Annotated in this window: 17 protein-coding genes; 13 read left to right on the top strand and 4 right to left on the bottom strand. The window is 62.1% G+C overall.

Translation table 11 applies throughout. The features are described 5' to 3' along the window. Positions 1–296: 296 nt before the first annotated feature. The 3 genes from JMY24_RS18815 to JMY24_RS18805 form a co-directional block, all read right to left on the bottom strand. Positions 297–1,862 (bottom strand): hypothetical protein, encoded by a 1,566-nt coding sequence (locus JMY24_RS18815; RefSeq protein ID WP_128596443.1) that lies wholly within the window; start codon positions 1,860–1,862, stop codon positions 297–299. A 1,956-nt stretch (positions 1,863–3,818) separates the two neighbouring features. Continuing rightward, the gene (gene cysC, locus JMY24_RS18810) at positions 3,819–4,430 is read right to left on the bottom strand and encodes an adenylyl-sulfate kinase (protein WP_128596444.1); all 612 of its coding nucleotides are present in this window, start codon (positions 4,428–4,430) and stop codon (positions 3,819–3,821) included. 429 nt (positions 4,431–4,859) lie between these two features. Further along, positions 4,860–5,720 (bottom strand): hydroxymethylpyrimidine/phosphomethylpyrimidine kinase, encoded by an 861-nt coding sequence (locus tag JMY24_RS18805; protein ID WP_128586236.1) that lies wholly within the window; start codon positions 5,718–5,720, stop codon positions 4,860–4,862. 285 nt (positions 5,721–6,005) lie between these two features. Here JMY24_RS18805 and JMY24_RS18800 point away from each other — a divergent pair, with 285 nt between their 5' ends. The 8 genes from JMY24_RS18800 (at position 6,006) to JMY24_RS18765 (ending at position 13,010) form a co-directional block, all read left to right on the top strand. Next, a complete protein-coding gene (locus JMY24_RS18800) occupies positions 6,006–6,176 on the top strand; it encodes a rubredoxin (RefSeq protein ID WP_006047743.1) in 171 nt (56 codons plus the stop codon). A 244-nt stretch (positions 6,177–6,420) separates the two neighbouring features. Next, on the top strand, positions 6,421–7,830 hold the full coding sequence (locus tag JMY24_RS18795; protein WP_201702676.1) for a hypothetical protein: 1,410 nt from the start codon (positions 6,421–6,423) through the stop codon (positions 7,828–7,830). 228 nt (positions 7,831–8,058) lie between these two features. Continuing rightward, a complete protein-coding gene (locus tag JMY24_RS18790; protein ID WP_020069822.1) occupies positions 8,059–8,637 on the top strand; it encodes a YqgE/AlgH family protein in 579 nt (192 codons plus the stop codon). 10 nt (positions 8,638–8,647) lie between these two features. Then, complete coding sequence (gene ruvX / locus JMY24_RS18785; protein ID WP_128594376.1) at positions 8,648–9,088, top strand: Holliday junction resolvase RuvX; 441 nt, start codon at positions 8,648–8,650, stop codon at positions 9,086–9,088. After that, on the top strand, positions 9,075–9,614 hold the full coding sequence (gene pyrR, locus JMY24_RS18780) for a bifunctional pyr operon transcriptional regulator/uracil phosphoribosyltransferase PyrR (protein WP_201702675.1): 540 nt from the start codon (positions 9,075–9,077) through the stop codon (positions 9,612–9,614). The genes ruvX and pyrR overlap by 14 nt, the downstream gene beginning before the upstream one ends. Before the next feature lie 87 nt (positions 9,615–9,701). Then, positions 9,702–10,727, top strand: a complete 1,026-nt coding sequence (locus JMY24_RS18775; RefSeq protein ID WP_020069825.1) for an aspartate carbamoyltransferase catalytic subunit — start codon at positions 9,702–9,704, stop codon at positions 10,725–10,727. 93 nt (positions 10,728–10,820) lie between these two features. Beyond that, positions 10,821–12,101, top strand: a complete 1,281-nt coding sequence (locus JMY24_RS18770; protein ID WP_201702674.1) for a dihydroorotase — start codon at positions 10,821–10,823, stop codon at positions 12,099–12,101. 69 nt (positions 12,102–12,170) lie between these two features. Beyond that, on the top strand, positions 12,171–13,010 hold the full coding sequence (locus JMY24_RS18765; RefSeq protein ID WP_128594383.1) for a lysophospholipid acyltransferase family protein: 840 nt from the start codon (positions 12,171–12,173) through the stop codon (positions 13,008–13,010). Positions 13,011–13,022: 12 nt separating this feature from the next. On the opposite strand, the gene JMY24_RS18760 is transcribed toward JMY24_RS18765, so the two are convergent. Then, positions 13,023–13,907 (bottom strand): symmetrical bis(5'-nucleosyl)-tetraphosphatase, encoded by an 885-nt coding sequence (locus JMY24_RS18760; protein WP_201702669.1) that lies wholly within the window; start codon positions 13,905–13,907, stop codon positions 13,023–13,025. A gap of 203 nt (positions 13,908–14,110) precedes the next feature. Between JMY24_RS18760 and JMY24_RS18755 the strand changes: the two genes are divergently transcribed. From JMY24_RS18755 to rfbD, 5 genes are all read left to right on the top strand, one after another. Further along, the gene (locus tag JMY24_RS18755) at positions 14,111–15,022 is read left to right on the top strand and encodes a GDP-mannose 4,6-dehydratase (protein ID WP_128594384.1); all 912 of its coding nucleotides are present in this window, start codon (positions 14,111–14,113) and stop codon (positions 15,020–15,022) included. Positions 15,023–15,185: 163 nt separating this feature from the next. Continuing rightward, the gene (gene rfbB, locus JMY24_RS18750; RefSeq protein ID WP_128594385.1) at positions 15,186–16,247 is read left to right on the top strand and encodes a dTDP-glucose 4,6-dehydratase; all 1,062 of its coding nucleotides are present in this window, start codon (positions 15,186–15,188) and stop codon (positions 16,245–16,247) included. Positions 16,248–16,257: 10 nt separating this feature from the next. Then, on the top strand, positions 16,258–17,139 hold the full coding sequence (rfbA, locus tag JMY24_RS18745; protein WP_128594386.1) for a glucose-1-phosphate thymidylyltransferase RfbA: 882 nt from the start codon (positions 16,258–16,260) through the stop codon (positions 17,137–17,139). Further along, a complete protein-coding gene (rfbC, locus tag JMY24_RS18740) occupies positions 17,136–17,687 on the top strand; it encodes a dTDP-4-dehydrorhamnose 3,5-epimerase (RefSeq protein ID WP_128594387.1) in 552 nt (183 codons plus the stop codon). The genes rfbA and rfbC overlap by 4 nt, the downstream gene beginning before the upstream one ends. Before the next feature lie 11 nt (positions 17,688–17,698). Further along, positions 17,699–18,595 (top strand): dTDP-4-dehydrorhamnose reductase, encoded by an 897-nt coding sequence (gene rfbD, locus JMY24_RS18735; RefSeq protein WP_201702667.1) that lies wholly within the window; start codon positions 17,699–17,701, stop codon positions 18,593–18,595. The last annotated feature ends 32 nt before the right edge of the window (positions 18,596–18,627 follow it).

The raw sequence follows: 18,627 nt of genomic DNA, 5'->3' as shown, positions 1-18,627 counted from the left end.
GCGCGGGGTCCGGGATTGTGCCCGGAGCGTTGGCGCGACCGGGCAAATAGGCGTAATCGAAGGGGCGAGTCCGACGGTTAGCGCGCTCATGTACAAAACATCGGGCTCTTGCCACGGTCGCCGGCGATCGCAACGGCCGTTCCGGCAAAGTAGGGAAATGTGCGACTCACGGCGCTGCGGAATAACGCGCTCTAAGGGGTAGCGTAGAAATGCGAACGTCGCCTCTTCGTTAGGCGAAGAGGCGACGTTCGTTTTACAGCTGGATCAAGCAGATTCGAATGCTAAGCGCTCTGCACTTAATTGTCCGGGTGGGCGGACGTGAACGCAGTGAAAGCATTGTAGGGCTGACTGATCGGCGTACCGTTGATCATGATGCCGTAGGTGTTATTGCCACTATCGAGCACGTAATACATCACCGACTGGATGTTGTGCGTTTTGCGCGCCGCATAGAACTCGGTCAGCTGCGACGTGATGTAGCTCGCACGGGAGCTTTCCGTCTCTTCCGGACCCGTGTTCCATTCGGTGATCATGAACGGCACGCCATAGCGAGCCTTGCAATACGTCGGCAAGTCGAACGCCGGACCCTTACCGTCGCTGCCAATGGCGAAAATGTCGCCATACGCAGCGTAGTTGTGCCACGTGGTAATGTCCCAGCGCAACGGCTGGTGGCCGCTGGTGCCGTCGGGTTGCATTCCTTCCCACAGCGCGTCTGCCGCGCCGATGTCCGCCACGCAGAAGTTGATACCGCATTTGGCCGTTGGCTGGATCGACTTCACACCGTCGATCATGCCGCGCATTGCACCGCGCATGATCGGCCAGTTGGTGTTATTGAAGTCCACGGCCAACGCGCCGGCGTACGAGAAGTCAACTACGGTGGCGTCCTGGCGCGTCAGTTCGTTGCCGCATTCGTACATCGTCACGCCATACGGCGCCAGTGCTGTGGCGATCGTCTTCGCACCTGCCATGTTGTCCAGGTAAGCCGCAACTTCGTTCGCGTAGAGCCTACCGTTGGCATCCGTGACGCCTTGGTTGATCAGCACGAACAGCTTGAGGCCGGCACTTTGGAAAGCCTGCGCGATCTTGGTCACTGCGTAGATCTGATTCGGTTGGGCCGTGCAACCTACGCGATATGTCGTGCAGCCCATGCCCTTGACGAGCGATACGAGCTGGGCTGGGGTGTAGGTGTAGTCAAAGTGTCCGTTGACACCGTAGAACATGCCGGCAGCAGGCGCCGCAGCAATGCGCGGGTCGGACGAGGGCAGCCATTGCGCTTTCAGGTTCCGCTGGTCTACGTTCACATAGAACTGACCACCCGTGCCGCAAAGCCAGATCTTGCCGCCGTACCAGAGGACCAAGGACACGTTGTACGTGTTACCCACGGTTGCGCCGTTGCGGTAGACCACGCCATTCACAAGCGTCCATACGTCGTTCGCTCTGTCGATGATGTAGGGCGAAGCGGGCAGCGTGGTGCCTTCAGCCGACGTGCCTCCCATGCGGGGGTCGAGGGACGCTACCCATCCGGACCCGTTCCACGCGTAGTACTGGCCGCCGGTGCCGCAAGAATAGATGGTGTTGCCGTAGTAACTGATCAGCGTTACGTTGTAGGTATTGCCGGCTTTCGCGCCGTTCCTGTACACCACGCCGCCTGATAGAGTCCAGACCGCGCCGGTGCTGTCTGTGATTGAGCTTGCCGGAGGAATGGCGGTGCCGTTTGCAGAAGCGGCGGCATGCGCTTTGGCCTCCGTAGCGGCCGATCCACTGCTGTTGTCGCCACCGTCTGCGCCGCCGCCACCACACGCGCTCAACAGGTAGCTTCCACCGATAGCCGCAAGGCCGCTAATAAATTGACGTCGTTTTAGCATGGTAAATAATTCCGCTGTCGAGAAAAAATCTCGATAAGAAACCCCAAATGTTTATGGCGCTTCGAGTAAATAGATGCGCGCCAATCAGGGCACGCGCTAGTTAGGTCTACTGACGGACGAGCAAATTATTTTGCTTCTTTTGAATGGAGCAGTGCCGTTCGGTAAGCTCAAGTGAAACGTTTGCTGACGCGAATATCCTTAGAGCGGATAGATCCGCGACTAATGAAGCACTCACTAGCGCGCCATTAATTACAGGCGAACGGACGCCGACCCGAAGATGGTCGAAGACCCTGTCGTGTTTAAAGCAAACGTTCGCTACAAGCGTGAGCAGCCCGCTCGATTCGGTAACTTGTACAGCGATTTCTTGCAACTACGGTAGTGGGCACCCGGCTTGGCGGTCGAATGCGTTACGAGCAGTTCGACTACGCCGAAAAGCCTGCGTAGCCCTAATAAAGTCCAAACAGGAATTACTTGGCGCGTTTAACGGTTGAACGGCAGCAGGGGGAAGTCATCCGTTAGGACGCCTAAAAAATTCCGAACGACATATTCCTGCACGGTGTAGACGTTGATTCCAATTCAGCATCAGGGGTCGAATGATCTGCCCACGGTGTGTCTTCCACCCTTTTTAGCGGCCCCAAGCATCCAGGACCCCTTACCGCCGGTGCTCGCAAACGTTTCACCCGAGACGCGCACGGCAGCGATCGGCAAAAAATCCATACTTGCTGGGCGACCGGGGTAAATAATACCCGTAAGGCGCGGAAATCTATAGTAAATTTCGCCGACCTCGGCCACATAGCAAGATCTTTTCGGCCAATTTCGCGACTCGCGAACGTCTTATGCTTTCTTCGGTTAATTACGGGATATCCCTGCTGATCTTTTCGGGACTCGACCCTTTTATAGTACTGCTTAAATGTGCGGCCACGAGAATAGCCGTCGCCCCTGGCCTCCCCGCAACGACGGTTTTCGACTTTGTCGGACAGCAAGGACGCCCGCGCCTCGTCCTGAACGGACATCGATCTGTGTCGTTCACCGTTGCCGCGCAATGCACCTCTAAGAGGACGATGCTGATCTTCGCGGAGGCCGTGATCATTCCAATCTCACGCGACGCGACGGTCATTTGTGGGCCGGTTATTTTTTATCGTGAACTGAAGCTTCGGCGCGAGCGCTTAGGAGTTCGCAATTTTTACCGAATCAATTCAGGAGAAAACAATCGATGGTTTTAAACCCTGGTTTCATCGATGCATTAATGTGGAAATGGCCGGCGCAACGTGTATGTGACGAACGCTTATTATTGAATGGACTGCTAACCGATTCTACGATACGCCAAACCTATTCCGCTTCTCTCACCCTTTGACCGGGCCGACAAAGCGCGTTTCTGCGGCGTTGTCGCCGTTCAATCACTAAATCAAACTAGCCGAAGCTTGTCGGTTGAGCGCTTTATTCCGACAAGATAATGTCCGAGATGGTCGGAAAGAAGGCGGAGATCGATCAATATCAGATTTTTTCTGCACCGCCGAAGTCAATTTAAAATTGCGCCATCGCGCGACCGTCGGTTTGTAATGCCCGACCTCGCGCCATCTCGCAACACGTGAGCCTCTCTGTGCATTCAGTGTGCCGGGCCCAATGATAGATTTGAACGGCAAGCCGTAAGACGATCTGACATGCGGGCAGGTGACGCCTTAATGCTTTAGAAGCATCGAGAGGCTGGAATCCCCACAAATGAGCCGCATCGCGTGAGTTGCAAGCGTCGGCCGATATATCGGCTGAACCCGGCGTCTCGGCGAGCAGAGAATGGGGCGGCATAGGCAGAGCGCATCGTCACCACCTCAGAGCTGCAAGTGTCATGACGATATAGGATCAATGCTCACTTTAAGCTCGGAGAGCCACCATCTGCCGTTCGGGCGTAAGCCAACGTTAGTACTGCCGATGTCGCCAACACAGCGATTGGCAAAACATTTATGCGAGAAGCGCAAGACAGTTCTCACGCAAGTACGCGACGATGTCTGCAACGCTCTCACTCGGCGTCAACGTTGCAGTGTCGATCACGAGATCCGGATCGAGCGGTACTTCATAGGGCGCTGATACGCCGGTGAACGACGCAATCTCGCCGGCCAGAGCCTTTGCGTAGAGACCTTTGGGGTCGCGGCGCGCACATATTGCGAATGGTGCCGACAGGTAAGTCTCAATGAAATTGCCGGCGCCCACGATATCGCGCGCCATCGCCCGGTCGGCCTGCATCGGCGAGATGAGTGCGGTAATAACGATGAGGCCTGCGTCGTTCATCAACTGGGCGACATGTGCGACGCGACGGATGTTTTCGTGGCGGCCCTGCTGGCTGAAGTCGAGGTCGCTGCCCAAGCCGTGGCGAATGCTGTCGCCGTCGAGTACGTAGCAGGCCAGGCCTTGCGAAACGAGTTGCCGTTCGAGTTCGGACGCAATGGTCGACTTGCCTGCTCCCGGCAGGCCGGTCAGCCAGATCGTGAGAGGCTTCTGACGGAGGAGTCGCATCCTGTCCGCAAGCGTGCTCGCGCCGTGGATGGGCTGCACAAGGCCGCGGGGCAGTTCCATGGTCATGTTCCAGAAGGACTTAAACGCAGTGTCAGCGTTGACGACATACGCCACGCGTCGTGGCAATGCCTCGGCGGAGTGGGCGAGTGCGACGTGGAAGCCGTCGGGCGCGCCAGGCGGCGTTACGCGGGAGCGCTATGCAATGACTAGATGGGGCATGGAGGGATGATTCGGCGGGAGCACCTCCGTGTTCCTCGGAATTTGCTCAAGAAGCCTGCTACGAGCGACATAGCGATTGCAGGCGCCTGGTTTGCACGAGGCGCGCCAACGCACCACACGCACCACACGCACCACACGCGCCACACGCGCCACACGCGCCACACGCGCCACACGCGCCACACGCGCCACACGCGCCACACGCGCCACACGCGCCACACGCGCCACACGCGCCACACGCGCCACATCCGCGCACAGTCACCCCGACGTACCTCAGTGCCTCGCTTCCCCAGGCGCCGCGTCCTTGCCGGCAGTGGGCGGCGTGTCGTCGTCGCTGCTACGAGCCCAGAAGAACCGGTCCGGCATATACGCGCCCATGCCCGGTCGGAACGCGGCGCGCACCGCCTGGTACAGATACTCCTGAGCCTCGCGAACGGCCTCCGCCGGTTCCTGACCATTGGCGAGGAGTGCCGCGATGGCCGAGCCGAGCGTATCCGTCAAGCCCATGATGCGATGGCTGCCGCGGTCCCACATGTCCTGGCGCAACTGGCCGTCTTCGCTGAAAAGCGTATTGACCAGCCGGTGCGTGCCGGTTTCCGTCGACAAAATGTATTCGCAGCCCTGCGACAGCAGATGTGAGATCGCCGCGTCGAGGCTCGGCGCTTCGGCGTCGCCGTCTGGCTGAGCGAGGGCGAGCAGTGTGGCCGAGTCGGCGACCAGCAAGGTGGTTTGCGGCGCGAGCAGGTCGGCAATGGCTTCGCGCAGTTCGTCGGCGGCGAGCACGTGCTCGTCGTCGAGTGTGAAGTCGGGGGCGAGAATCAGCGGAATATCGTCGTAATCGGCTACTACTTCGGCGATCGCGCTCACTACTTCCGCGCGCGTGCAGGCGCCCACCTTGAACGCTGCAATCGGCATGTCCTCGAGCAGCATGCGCGCCTGGGTCGCTACAACCTCTGGGTCGAGCCCGTTGACTTCGTCGCAGCTCGCCGAGTCGCGCACTGTATAGCCGGTAAGCACGGAGACGCCATGACAGCCCATGCTGGCAAGTGTCATCAGGTCGGCTTGCAGGCCAGAGCCGCCGGTAGGATCGGAGAGGCCGAAGGTGAGGACGATCGGGGGCGTGTCGCTGGGCATGAAGATTTACAAAGGAGCGGTATTTTTGGCGCGGTGAGTGCGCAAGCGGCTCAATTATGCGTCCTAAAACGGCGCAGGGGCGTTTTTTCGCATCGCGGGTGGCTTCGCTCCCGGCTTCTGGGCTAACCCGTGGCGCGACGCCGCACGCAGCGGCACTTTTCCCATCCAGCATTGCCGAAGGTCGTTGCACAAAGGGACAGGGCTTTTGCCATTGCTAGGCATTGGGGCGGCAACACGGTACCATCATGGCTCCTGTTTCCCCGGACTTCACGACGCGATACAAGAATGGAATATCAAAGCTGGATGTGCCTGATTTGCGGCTGGATTTACGACGAAGAAGCCGGTTTGCCGGACGAGGGCATTGCGCCGGGCACGCGCTGGGAAGACGTTCCCATCAACTGGACGTGCCCCGAGTGCGGCGCGCGCAAGGAAGACTTCGAGATGGTCCAGATCTGAAGTCGAACGGCGGCCGGCGTCGCCCCGCCGAGGTGTGGCATCGCGCCGGAACGTCCTCGTGCTGGCCGTGTCCCAACCGCAGGTTGACGTTGCGTAGTCTGTCATGGCGCATTGGTCGTTCTGCATTTGTCCCTGTGCAGCTGTCATCGCGCATTTGTCATTGTTCAGTTGCCGGTCCGCGCGTTAGGCGCTCAGTCTGCGCGCGGCGCCCAACGGCGGCCCGCCGACTTTCCGTCGCCAACTCATGACTCTTCGATCCGCAGCACCTGTTTCCTTCGACGCATTGCCCAACCCGCGCGGCGGCGCTGTTCGCCCGGCGGAACTTGCGCTGGCCGAAGCGCTGCTGGCGTTCGAGCAGCACACCGGCTGCACCACCGCGCTTGTGCGCGCCTCGCACGCACTGCGCAGCGCGGGCTGGCTGAGTGCCACGCGTTTCGCCGACGCGCTCGTGCGCCTTTCGCCGCTGGCCGCAGGCGATCCGGCCGAGGCCGAGAACGTGCGGCCGGCGTTTGGCGCCGCGCTACGCGACTTTCGTGCGGCGCTCGAGCGTCACAATCTGCGCGAGCTCGCCTGCTCGCCCACGCTCTTTAGTCATTACCGCGAGTTGTGTGCCGATCTCGGCGAACACACAACTGCTTCTCCGGTGGCTTTCGAAGACCTCGCGCTGACCGCGCGGCCCGTGCCGCCCGTTTCGTTTCATGCACAGTCGGCCGAGCAGTTGGCTCATCTGCGTGCGCGCTACGAACGCGCGCTGCTCCCGGTGCTGCGCTCGCAGCCGGATACCGGCAGCGTGGCGGCGCGCGCGGCCACCAACGCCGCGCTCGACGAACTCGACGCGGTGTTCACCGAGCTCGCCGGTCCAGATCCCTATGACTTCTGGCGTCTTGCCAAGGCCTGCGCCCGTGCATTGCGGGTCAGCGGACGCGCGGCGGGTGAGCCCGACGCGCGGCGTTTTTACGCGCGTTGCAATCTCGCGCTAGCCGATCATGCGCGCGGCATCGAGCGCGCGCAGCGCTCGCTGGTGCGAGCTACCCTCGCGCTGCTGTGGCGCGATTACGCACTGTTCGGCGCCGCCGCAGAAGACGCCGATCAGGTCGAGGTGCTGCACGACTACGGCTTGACCGTCGATTGGCACGTCGCGGGCACGCAGGCATCGGAAATGCTTTGGGAAGCCGGAGCGGTGGAGGCGCAGTCGTTCGGCGCGCACACTTCACTGACACGCGAACTTGGTGTGCTGAGCGTCAACGCGCATGCGTACGAGGATTTTCTACAAACGGCCGACGCCGCGATCTCCGCGCTTGCCGAACACGCGCGGGCCGCGGACCAGCCTGAGAAGGCCGATCCGAGCGAAGCGCTGCAGGCTGGCGACGCCGCGTACCGGCTCGGGTCCGCAGCTTGCGCGCTCGGCCTCGGCCATGTCGCGCTCCTAGCCGATGCGCTGGGACTCGCGTGGCGCCGTCGCGCTCATGCCGGCGTGTCGACGCCTGCGGTGCGTGCTCACGTGATCGTCGACGCACCTGCGGCCAGTGCGCTGGAAGGCGCGGCCGAGGCATTGCGCGCCACGCTGCACAAGGTGGCGGCGGGCGTGGCGCCGCCGGCCAGCGGCGCAGCGCTGAGCGCGCTTACGCGGTCGATCGAGCAGGGCGGCGCGTAACGCGCGTCAGGAGCGCCAGGGCCGCGCAAGAAGCGCATCAGGTAGGCAACTACGCAGGCGAGCCCGCAAGCAGGCGCGCAGGCCCAAACTGCACCGTGGCAAGGCCCGCGTGCGTGATAGAGTGCAACATGAATCGCCGTCGATGGCTCGCGGCACGCTCCATGACTCGCGTCGCCGTTCCACGCTCGAAGCCCGCCATCCTGCACCGTCTTTGCTAAAATCCGAACTATGTCCAAGAGTACCGATCGCATCAATCTGACCAACCAGTTCCTGATCGCCATGCCCAACATGGCGGATCCGACGTTTTCAGGAACGGTGGTCTACCTTTGCGATCACAGTGAGCGCGGCGCGCTCGGCCTCGTGATCAACCGGCCGACCGATATCGATCTGGAAGCGCTCTTCAGTCGCATCGACCTCAAGCTCGAAATCGAGCCTCTCCTTCATGTTCCCGTGTATTTCGGCGGCCCGGTGCAAACCGAGCGCGGCTTCGTGCTGCACGACCCGAAAGACGGCAACACTTATACGTCGTCCATGTCGGTGCCGGGCGGTCTCGAAATGACCACGTCGAAAGACGTGCTCGAGGCGGTTGCAAGCGGCACGGGTCCCGAGCGTTTCCTGCTCACGCTCGGTCACGCCGGCTGGGGCGCGGGTCAGCTTGAAGAAGAGATTTCGAAAAACGGCTGGCTGACGGTCGAGGCCGATCCGAAGATCGTGTTCGACGTGCCCGCCGAAGAGCGCCTCGAAGCCGCGCTCGCGCTGCTCGGCATTTCGCTGTCCATGCTGTCGGGCGAGGCCGGGCACGCATGAGAGGCGCCGCATGAGCCTGCCGGCCGGACGTGAGGCGACGCTGCTTGCGTTCGACTACGGTGAAAAGCGCATCGGCGTGGCGGTCGGCAATTCGCTTACGAAGAGCGCGCGGCCGCTCGTGATCGTGCAGAATCGCAGCCGCGAATATCGCTTCGCAGAGGTCGGCAAACTGATCGCCGAATGGAAGCCGGACGCGCTCGTCGTCGGCTTGCCGATGCATCCGGACGGCACGCCGCACGAAATGACGCGACTCGCCAAACGGTTCGGCAATCAATTGAACGGCCGCTTCAATTTGCCCGTCACGTGGATCGACGAGCGTTATTCGTCGGTTGAGGCAAAGTCGGGTATCCGCGAGGGCAAGGGCCGTGCCGACATGCTCGACGCCGAAGCCGCCAGCATCATCCTTCAGCAATATCTAGACGGACTTTCCGACCATCATGAGTTCCATTGACGCCGAAGCGCTTTATCGCGCGCTGCTCGACCAGATTCGCGCCGCCTATGGCGACGAGTTCGGTGCGGCACAAAACGGTGCCGAGGGCGCCGTGCTCGCCGGCATTTACAGCGGCGGCGCGTGGCTCGCCGAACGGCTCGCGCATGATCTGAAGCTGGCGAGTTTCGGCGTAGTGAATGTCGCACTGCATCGGGACGACTACGCGAAGAAAGGTCTGCACTCGCAGGCGAGCCCGACCTCGCTGCCTTTTTCCGTCGACGGCCGCCGCATCGTGCTGGTCGACGACGTGCTGTACACCGGCCGCACGATCCGCGCAGCGCTCAATGAGCTCTACGACTACGGCCGCCCGGCGGCGGTCGAACTGGCGGTGCTCGCCGATCGCGGAGGCCGCGAGTTGCCGGTGGCGGCGCGCTTCGTCGGCGGCGTGGTGGATGTGCCCGCGGACGCGACGCTGGTGCTCGCGCGCGAGGAGAGCAGCGCAGGCCAGCCGCGTTTCACTTTTCACACCGAAGCCCGCGCCGATTGAGCGCGGCATCCGGGTGCGAGTGCGCACGCACCGCCAGTCGCAGCCCGCCGCACACACGTTGAAGTCCGTATCTCCAGCAGGTAACTCATGAACACCGCGAACCAGGCCTCTCACGACCAAGCCGACAGCGCCACCGAGCGCTTCCGCTACGGCTTCCTGAAGGGCAACCCGCAGCTCACGAAAAACGGCGAGCTCAAGCATCTGTTGTCGATTGAAGGTTTGCCGAAGGCGATCGTCAATCACATCCTCGACACGGCGAGCCAGTTCGTCAGCGTGACGGATCGCGAGGTCAAGAAGGTCCCGCTCCTGCGCGGCAAGTCGGTCTTCAATCTGTTCTTCGAGAATTCGACGCGCACACGCACCACGTTTGAAATTGCCGCGACACGTTTGTCGGCCGACGTGCTGAATCTGAACATCAACGCTTCGTCCACGAGCAAGGGCGAATCGCTGCTCGACACGATCAACAATCTGTCGGCGATGCACGCCGACATGTTCGTCGTGCGTCATGCGTCGAGCGGCGCGCCGTATCTGATCGCCCAGCACTGCGCACCGCACGTGCATGTGATCAATGCCGGCGACGGCCGTCATGCGCACCCCACTCAGGGTCTGCTCGACATGTACACGATCCGCCACTACAAGAAAGACTTCACGAATCTGCGTGTGGCGATTGTCGGCGACATTCTGCATTCGCGAGTCGCGCGCTCGGACATTCACGCGCTGACCACGCTCGGCGTGCCGGAAGTGCGCGCCATCGGCCCGCGCACGCTGCTGCCGGGCGGCCTCGAACAGATGGGCGTGCGCGTGTTCCACAACCTCGACGAAGGGCTGAAGGACGTCGACGTGATCATCATGCTGCGTCTGCAGAACGAGCGAATGAGCGGCGCGCTGTTGCCGTCGGCGCAGGAGTATTTCAAGAGCTGGGGCCTGACGCCGGAGCGGCTCGCGCTCGCCAAGCCCGATGCAATCGTGATGCACCCAGGCCCGATGAATCGCGGCGTCGAAATCGATTCGCAGGTGGCCGACGGTCCGCAATCCGTGATTCTGAATCAGGTGACGTTCGGCATTGCAGTGCGCATGGCGGTGATGGGGATCGTCGCCGGCAATAACGATTGATCCGGCAAACGCATGCGTGCGGACGCAGAACGACGCACGCGCGGCAGACAACGCAGAACCTGGCCGAATCCGGCTGAAACATTAAGGCAGCGCATGACGATTCATATTCAAGGCGGCACGCTGATCGATCCGGCAGCAGGCACGGAACAGCAGCAGGACGTTTTCATCGAGGCGGGCAAGATCGTCGCGCTCGGCAACGCGCCCGCCAATTTCGAGGCGACACAAACCATCGACGCGCGCGGTCTGCATATCGCACCCGGTCTCGTCGACCTGTCGGCGCGTCTGCGCGAGCCGGGCTATGAACACAAGGCCACGCTCGAATCGGAAATGTCCGCGGCGCTTGCTGGCGGCGTCACGAGTCTCGTTTGTCCGCCGGACACCGATCCGACGCTCGACGAACCCGGCCTCGTCGAAATGCTGAAGTTTCGCGCGCGTAATCTTGACCAGGCGCATGTCTATCCGCTCGGCGCGTTGACGGTCGGTCTGAAAGGCCAGGTCATCACCGAAATGGTCGAACTCACGGAAGCCGGCTGCATCGGCTTTTCGCAGGCCGACTCGCCGGTGGTGGATACGCAAGTGCTGATGCGCGCGCTGCAATACGCGAAAACCTATGGCTACACGGTCTGGCTGCGTCCTGTCGACGCGTATCTCGGCAAGGGCGGCGTGGCCGCGAGCGGTGCGCTCGCGTCGCGGCTCGGCCTCTCCGGCGTGCCCGTCGCGGCGGAAACCATCGCGCTGCATACGATCTTCGAACTCGTGCGTGTGACGGGCGCGCGGGTGCATCTGTCGCATGTGTCGTCGGCGGCGGGCATCGCGCTCATGCGCGAGGCGAAAGTCGAGGGCTTGCCGGTTTCGTGCGACGTGACCGTGAACCACGTGCATCTGATCGACCTCGACATCGGCTACTTCGACGCGCAGTTCCGGCTCGACCCGCCGCTGCGTCAGCAGCGCGATCGCGAAGCGATCCGCGCGGGTCTCGTCGACGGCACCATCGACGCGATCTGCTCCGATCACACACCGGTCGACGACGACGAAAAGCTGCTGCCGTTTGGCGAAGCCACGCCGGGCGCTACCGGCCTCGAGCTGTTTCTGTCGCTGACGGTGAAGTGGGCCGACGAAGCCGGCGTGCCGCTTGCGAAGGCGCTCAACCGCATCACCGCGGCGCCGGCCGCCGTGCTCGATCTGCAAGCGGCCGGCAGCGTCGCGATAGGCAGCGTGGCCGATCTCTGCGTGTTCGACCGTCACGCGCATTGGCGCGTCGAGCCGCGTGCGCTGAAGAGTCAGGGGCATAACACGCCGTTCCTCGGTTACGAATTGCCGGCTCGCGTTCGGGCGACCATCGTGGCCGGCCGCGTCGCATTCGAGCAGCGCTAACGTGCGCGGCATGGCTCACGCATTGGCCAGTCTGGATTTCGCATTGACCCGCAACGGAAAGCTCCGACTATGAAGCTCGCGTTACGCAAGGCTCGTCTCATCGCGCATCTGCTGCACGGCATGTGGATCGTGGCGACGCGCTTTCCGAAAGCTGACGCGGACCGACGTCACGCGCTCAACCGCGAATGGTCGCTCAAGATGCTGCGGATGTGCGGCATGCGGCTCGTCGTGCATAACGACGGCGCACGGCTCGATCGCGGTGCACTGGTCGTGGCCAATCACATCTCATGGATCGATATCTATGTGATCAATGCGTGGCGGCCCACTCCGTTCGTGTCGAAGGCTGAGATCCGCCAATGGCCGTTGGTCGGCTGGCTCGCGCAGCAACTGGACACGGTGTTCATTCAGCGCGAGAAGCGCAGCGACGCAAAGCGGATCATGCATGAGCTGTCCGACCGTTTGAGCGCGGGCGAGCTGATGTGCGTGTTCCCGGAAGGCACGACGTCCAACGGCCTCGCGCTGCTGCCGTTTCACGCGAATATGTTTCAGGCGGCGGTGTCGGCCGCAGCGCCGGTGCAGCCGCTATGCATCATGTACGAAGACGCGCACGGCCGGCAGTCCACGGCGCCTGCCTATATCGACGATCTCTCGCTCGCGGACTCGCTTAATTTGCTGCTGCGCGGCGGGCCGTTGACCGCACATGTGTACGTGTGTGCGCCGCTTGCGGCGGGCGCGGACCGCCGTGCGTTGGCGGCGCAAGCGCAAGGCGTCATTCAAGCCGCGTTGCAGGAGATGCGAGGCGGCACGGCAACCAGCGGCGCGCTCGTCGTGGAGCAGGCGGAATCGTCCACATCCGCCGAAACAATGATTGAACCCGCCGACAGCTCGGCCCGCTCATCAGGCGTCTAGATCCCGGACCGCCTAATTGCCCCCGCTCGACCGGCAGTTGTCGCATTGGACCTGAGTGAGTGTGCGCTCAGCCGGATTCTGCGCGAGCCGCACCGCTGACAGCTTTTCGCCCCACACGCAGCCAGAGTCGAGTCCGATCAGGTTGTCGCGCAACATCAGCCCCAGCGCGGCCCAATGGCCGAACACCACGGTCACGTTCGCAGTCTTGCGCCACGGCACGTCGAACCAGGGCATGCAGCCGGGCGGCGCGGCGTTCAGGCCGCCGCTGCTGCTGAAGTCCATCGCGCCTTCCGCATTGCAGAAGCGCACGCGCGTCAACGCGCTGCACGTGACGCGCAGCCGTTCGATGCCCTTCAGGTTCGGCGTCCATAGGCTCGGCTCGTTGCCATACAGGCCTGCGAGCGTCTCCTTCCAGTTCGGCGCGCGCAGCGCCCGCTGCAATTCGTCGGCGAGTTCGAGCGTGAGGCTCACGTCCCATTGCGGCACCACGCCCGCATGCACCATCAGCATGCCGTTCTCGTAATGCGCGATGGGTCGGTGACGGACCCATTCGAGCAGGTCGGCGGCATCGGGCGCGGAGAGAATTTCGTCGATCGTGTCGCCCTTTTTCGACTTGCGAATTCCCGCCGATACCGACAGCAGATGCAGATCGTGATTGCCCAGCACCGGCACCGCGCGATCGCCGAGCGCGATGATGTCGCGCAGCGTGGCAAGCGATTCGGCGCCGCGGTTGATCAGATCGCCCGCGAACCATAGCGGCGTGCCGGCTGGCGGCGCGGCCTTCGCGAGCAGTCGCTGGAAAGGCGTGCGGCATCCTTGCAGATCGCCGAAGGCAAGAGGCACGGGTTGCTGCTGCGAAATTGACGAAGGGGATGAAGGCGCGGTGGAGGGTGTCATCGAGGGAATGTTTGCGGTTCGATACACGCGGCGGCGCACGGAGCGTGCCGCGTTGGGCAATGCAGCAAGCGAGCGTGACATAATAGCCCGTTTGAAGCGCCGGTATCGCGCCACGCTTGCACTGCCGCTGTTGTCGTGGCACGCACTGAACGACCAGCGCGATATTGCATCACAACAGGATGACTCTCGTGAACGGAGAAAGCATGTCGTCTTCCCATGCGAAGCAACCGGTCCGCACGCTCGTCACCGGGGCGAGCGGCTTCACTGGCCGTTATCTGGTCGATAACCTGCTTGGTCGCGGCCATAACGTGATCGAAACGTTCGCCGGCCGCGACGAGCGGGAAACGCCCACGCGTTTGAGGCTCGATATCACCTCGCCGGAAAACTGCCGGCGCGTGATCGAAACGGCGCGGCCCGACTATATCGTTCATCTCGCTGCGATCAGCTTTGTCGGCCATGACGATCCGCTCGACTTTTACCGAGTCAACGTGATCGGCACGCTGAACCTGCTGGAGGCGTGTGCGGCGACCGGCCATTCGCCGCGCAAGGTGCTGATTGCGAGCAGCGCGAATGTGTATGGCAACGTGACGAGCGATGCGATCGACGAAAGCTTTCCGCTTACGCCGGTCAATCACTACGCGGCCAGCAAGGCGGCCATGGAAACGATGGTGCACACCTGGTTCGACCGGTTGCCTATCCTGATCGTGCGTCCGTTCAACTACACGGGCCGCGGACAGGCGTCGAACTTCCTCGTACCGAAGATCGTCGAGCACTTCGCGCGGCGCGAGCCGTCTATCGAACTGGGCAATATCGATGTTGCACGGGATTTTTCTGACGTGCGCTACGTGGCGAGCGCTTACGAGGCCCTGCTCGATTCCGAGGCCGCCGCGGAGACGGTGAACGTCTGCACGGGTACACCTTATACGCTCCGGGAGATTCTGTCGGCAGCAAGCGATCTGACCGGCCATGAGTTGCAAGTCCACGTCAATCCGGCTTTCGTCCGACAAACGGATGTGAAGGTGCTGGCCGGATCACCGGCGAAGCTGCGGTCGCTGGTGCCTGAAGTGCAGGTTATTCCATTTATGGATACGCTGCGTTGGATGTTGGCGGCATAAGCTACGGAACGGTGGGTTTGCTAACGGGGCTTCGTCAGAGATTGGCGTCCGTTTGGCAAAAAGGCGTGAGCGATGCGCCGGCCCGACATTTCAATGTGAGAAATTTTTAGCGTAGGTGCGGCGAGGAACGCGATAGCGCCGCGCATATTTGGAAGGAAAGTCCATGATCTTGGTAACGGGCGGAGCCGGTTTTATCGGAGCCAATTTCGTTCTTGATTGGCTGAACGCGTCCGACGAAGCGATTGTGAACGTCGACAAACTTACCTACGCCGGCAATCTGGGTACGCTGAAGTCCCTGCGGGACGATCCGCGACACTTGTTCGTGCGAGCCGATATCTGCGACCGCGTCGCACTGGATGCGCTGTTTGCTGAGCACAAACCCCGCGCAGTGCTCAACTTTGCGGCCGAGAGTCACGTAGACCGTTCGATTCACGGGCCGGCGGATTTCGTGCAGACCAATGTTGTCGGCACTTTCACGCTTCTCGAAGCTGCCCGCAGCTACTGGAGCGCGCTCAGCGACGCCGATAAGGTGTCGTTCCGTTTCCTGCAAGTGTCGACCGACGAAGTGTTCGGCTCGCTGGACGCCGCTGATGCGCCGTTTTCTGAAACTTCGACGTTCGCACCGAACAGCCCGTACTCCGCGACGAAAGCGGGTTCCGATCATCTCGTGCGGGCGTACCAGCACACGTACCGCCTGCCGACGCTGACCACGAACTGCTCGAACAACTATGGGCCGTACCAGTTTCCGGAAAAACTGATCCCGCTGATGATCGCGAACGCACTCGGCGGCAAGCCGTTGCCCGTGTACGGCGACGGCCAGAACGTGCGCGACTGGCTTTACGTGGTCGACCATTGCAGTGCGATCCGCGAAGTGCTTGCGCGCGGCGTACCGGGCGAGACGTACAACGTCGGCGGCTGGAACGAGAAAAAGAACCTCGATGTCGTGCAGACCCTGTGCGATGTGCTCGATACCCTAAGGCCGAAAGCGGCCGGTAGCTACCGCGAGCAGATCACCTACGTCAGTGATCGCCCCGGCCACGATCGCCGTTACGCGATCGACGCGCGCAAGCTCGAACGCGAACTCGGCTGGAAGCCGGCGGAAACCTTCGAGACCGGGCTTGCGAAGACGGTCCGCTGGTATCTCGGCCATCAGGACTGGGTGGACGAAGTCTCTTCCGGCGAGTACCGGAAGTGGGTCGAGACGAATTACTCACAACGAGCATAAGGGGATCGAGATGGCACGTAAGGGCATCATTCTCGCGGGCGGGTCCGGCACGCGGCTGTACCCGGTCACTCAAGTGGTATCGAAGCAACTGCTGCCGGTGTACGACAAGCCGATGATCTACTATCCGCTGTCGACCCTGATGATCGCCGGCATTCGCGACGTGCTGATCATCTCGACGCGGGAGGACACGCCGCGCTTCACGGCGATGCTGGGCGACGGCAGTCAGTGGGGCATGAACTTGCAGTACGCGGTGCAACCGTCGCCGGATGGACTCGCGCAGGCGTTCGTCATCGGTCGCGAGTTCGTCGGCAACGAGCCGTCCGCGCTGATCCTTGGTGACAACATTTTTTACGGCCACGATCTCGCGCGGCAACTCGGCCAAGCGAACGAGCGCACCGAAGGAGCGACCGTATTCGCTTATCACGTGCAGGATCCGGAGCGGTATGGCGTGGTCGAGTTCGACAAGATGTTTCGCGCGCTGTCGATCGACGAAAAGCCGCTCGTGCCACGTTCGAACTACGCCGTTACCGGGCTCTATTTCTATGACCGGGACGTCTGCGACATTGCCGCTGAAATCAAACCGTCCGCGCGCGGTGAACTCGAAATCACCGACGTTAATTCGATTTACCTGAGCGCCGGCAAGTTGAGCGTCGAGGTGATGGGTCGCGGCTATGCGTGGCTGGACACTGGCACGCACGACTCGCTGATCGACGCCGCAACCTTTATCGCCACGTTGCAGAAGCGTCAGGGCCTCGTGGTCGCCTGTCCCGAAGAAGTGGCGTTCCGCCAGCGCTGGATCGGCGCGGAACAAGTCGAGCGGCTAGCCGGGCCGCTGGCGAAAAATGCCTACGGTAAATATCTGCTCAAGCTCGTTTCAGATCCCCTCGCATGAAGCTCATCGTCATTCCGACCTCGTTGCCGGAAGTGAAAATCATCGAACCGAAAGTATTTTCGGATACCCGCGGGTTCTTCTTCGAAAGTTTCAATGCGCAGGAGTTCGCCGACGCGCTCGGCCAGCATGTCGAATTTGTGCAGGATAATCATTCGTTTTCGGTGAAGAACGTACTGCGTGGTTTGCACTATCAGCTTGTGCGGCCGCAGGGGAAGCTCGTGCGTGTCGTCTCCGGCGAAGTGTTCGACGTCGCGGTGGACATCCGCAGAGGCTCGCCGACCTTCGGTCAATGGGCGGGCGAGCGGCTGAGCGCCGAGAACAAGCGGCAGATATGGATTCCGGCGGGGTTCGCGCACGGCTTTGCGGTGTTGTCCGAACAAGCCGAGGTCCTGTACAAGACCACCGACTACTGGTTTGCCGAACACGAACGATGCACGCTATGGAACGATTCGCAGATCGGCATAGGATGGCCGCTCGACGGCGAGCCGCTGCTGGCAGCGAAAGACGCCAACGCGCCGCCGCTGGCCGACGCCGACCTGGCGGATTGAGGAGACGGGCGATGACACAGCCACGCGTCGTGTTGCTGACCGGCATCCACGGTCAGGTTGGTTTCGAATTGCAGCGCAGTTTGCAAGGGCTGGGACAGATCGTGTCGCTTGCGCGCAACCGGCTGGATCTGCGCGACCCGCAGCAGATTCGCGATGTCGTGCGCGAAACGAAGCCGGTATTGATCGTCAACCCGTCTGCTTACACCGCGGTCGATGCCGCGGAGTCCGACGTGGCGGCCGCCACCCAGGTCAACGTGGACGCGCCGCGCGTGTTTGCCGAGGAAGCCAAACGCGTGGGCGCGGCGCTCGTGCATTACTCAACCGACTATGTGTTCGACGGCACGAAACAAACCGCGTATGTCGAGAGCGATCCGACCGGTCCGCAGAACGTGTACGGTCGCACCAAGCTCGCAGGCGAGGAAGCGATCGCGGACACCGGTTGCGATCATCTGATTCTGCGTACGAGTTGGGTGTACGGTATGCGCGGCAGAAATTTTTTGCTTACGATGCTGCGGCTGGGGTTGGAGCGGGATGAACTCGATGTGGTCGCCGATCAGCACGGCGCGCCGACCTGGGCCAATACGATCGCGTCGCTGACGTCGAACGTGCTTGCGCAATCCGTCGCCGGCACGGCGGACGAGGTTCGCGACTGGTGGCGCGCGCATTCGGGCGTCTATCATTTGACCGCAGCCGGCGCGACGTCGTGGCACGGTTTCGCCGAAGCGATTTTCGAGCTCGCGGGCGGCGACAAGCGTCCCCTTGTGAAGCCAATTGCCGCCTCGTCCTATCCGACGCCCGCCGCGCGGCCGGCCAACTCACAACTGTCAAACGACAAATTCAATGCGGCATTCGGAGTTTGCGCGCCAGATTGGCGCGATGCGTTGCGGTTGTGCCTCGATGGCCGCTGAGGTGCACGGCGGGGCGCAGTGACACAGCGAGT

The organism is Paraburkholderia kirstenboschensis (assembly GCF_904848585.1).
Classification (GTDB): domain Bacteria; phylum Pseudomonadota; class Gammaproteobacteria; order Burkholderiales; family Burkholderiaceae; genus Paraburkholderia; species Paraburkholderia kirstenboschensis.
This window is presented reverse-complemented; position numbering and strand designations above follow the sequence as displayed.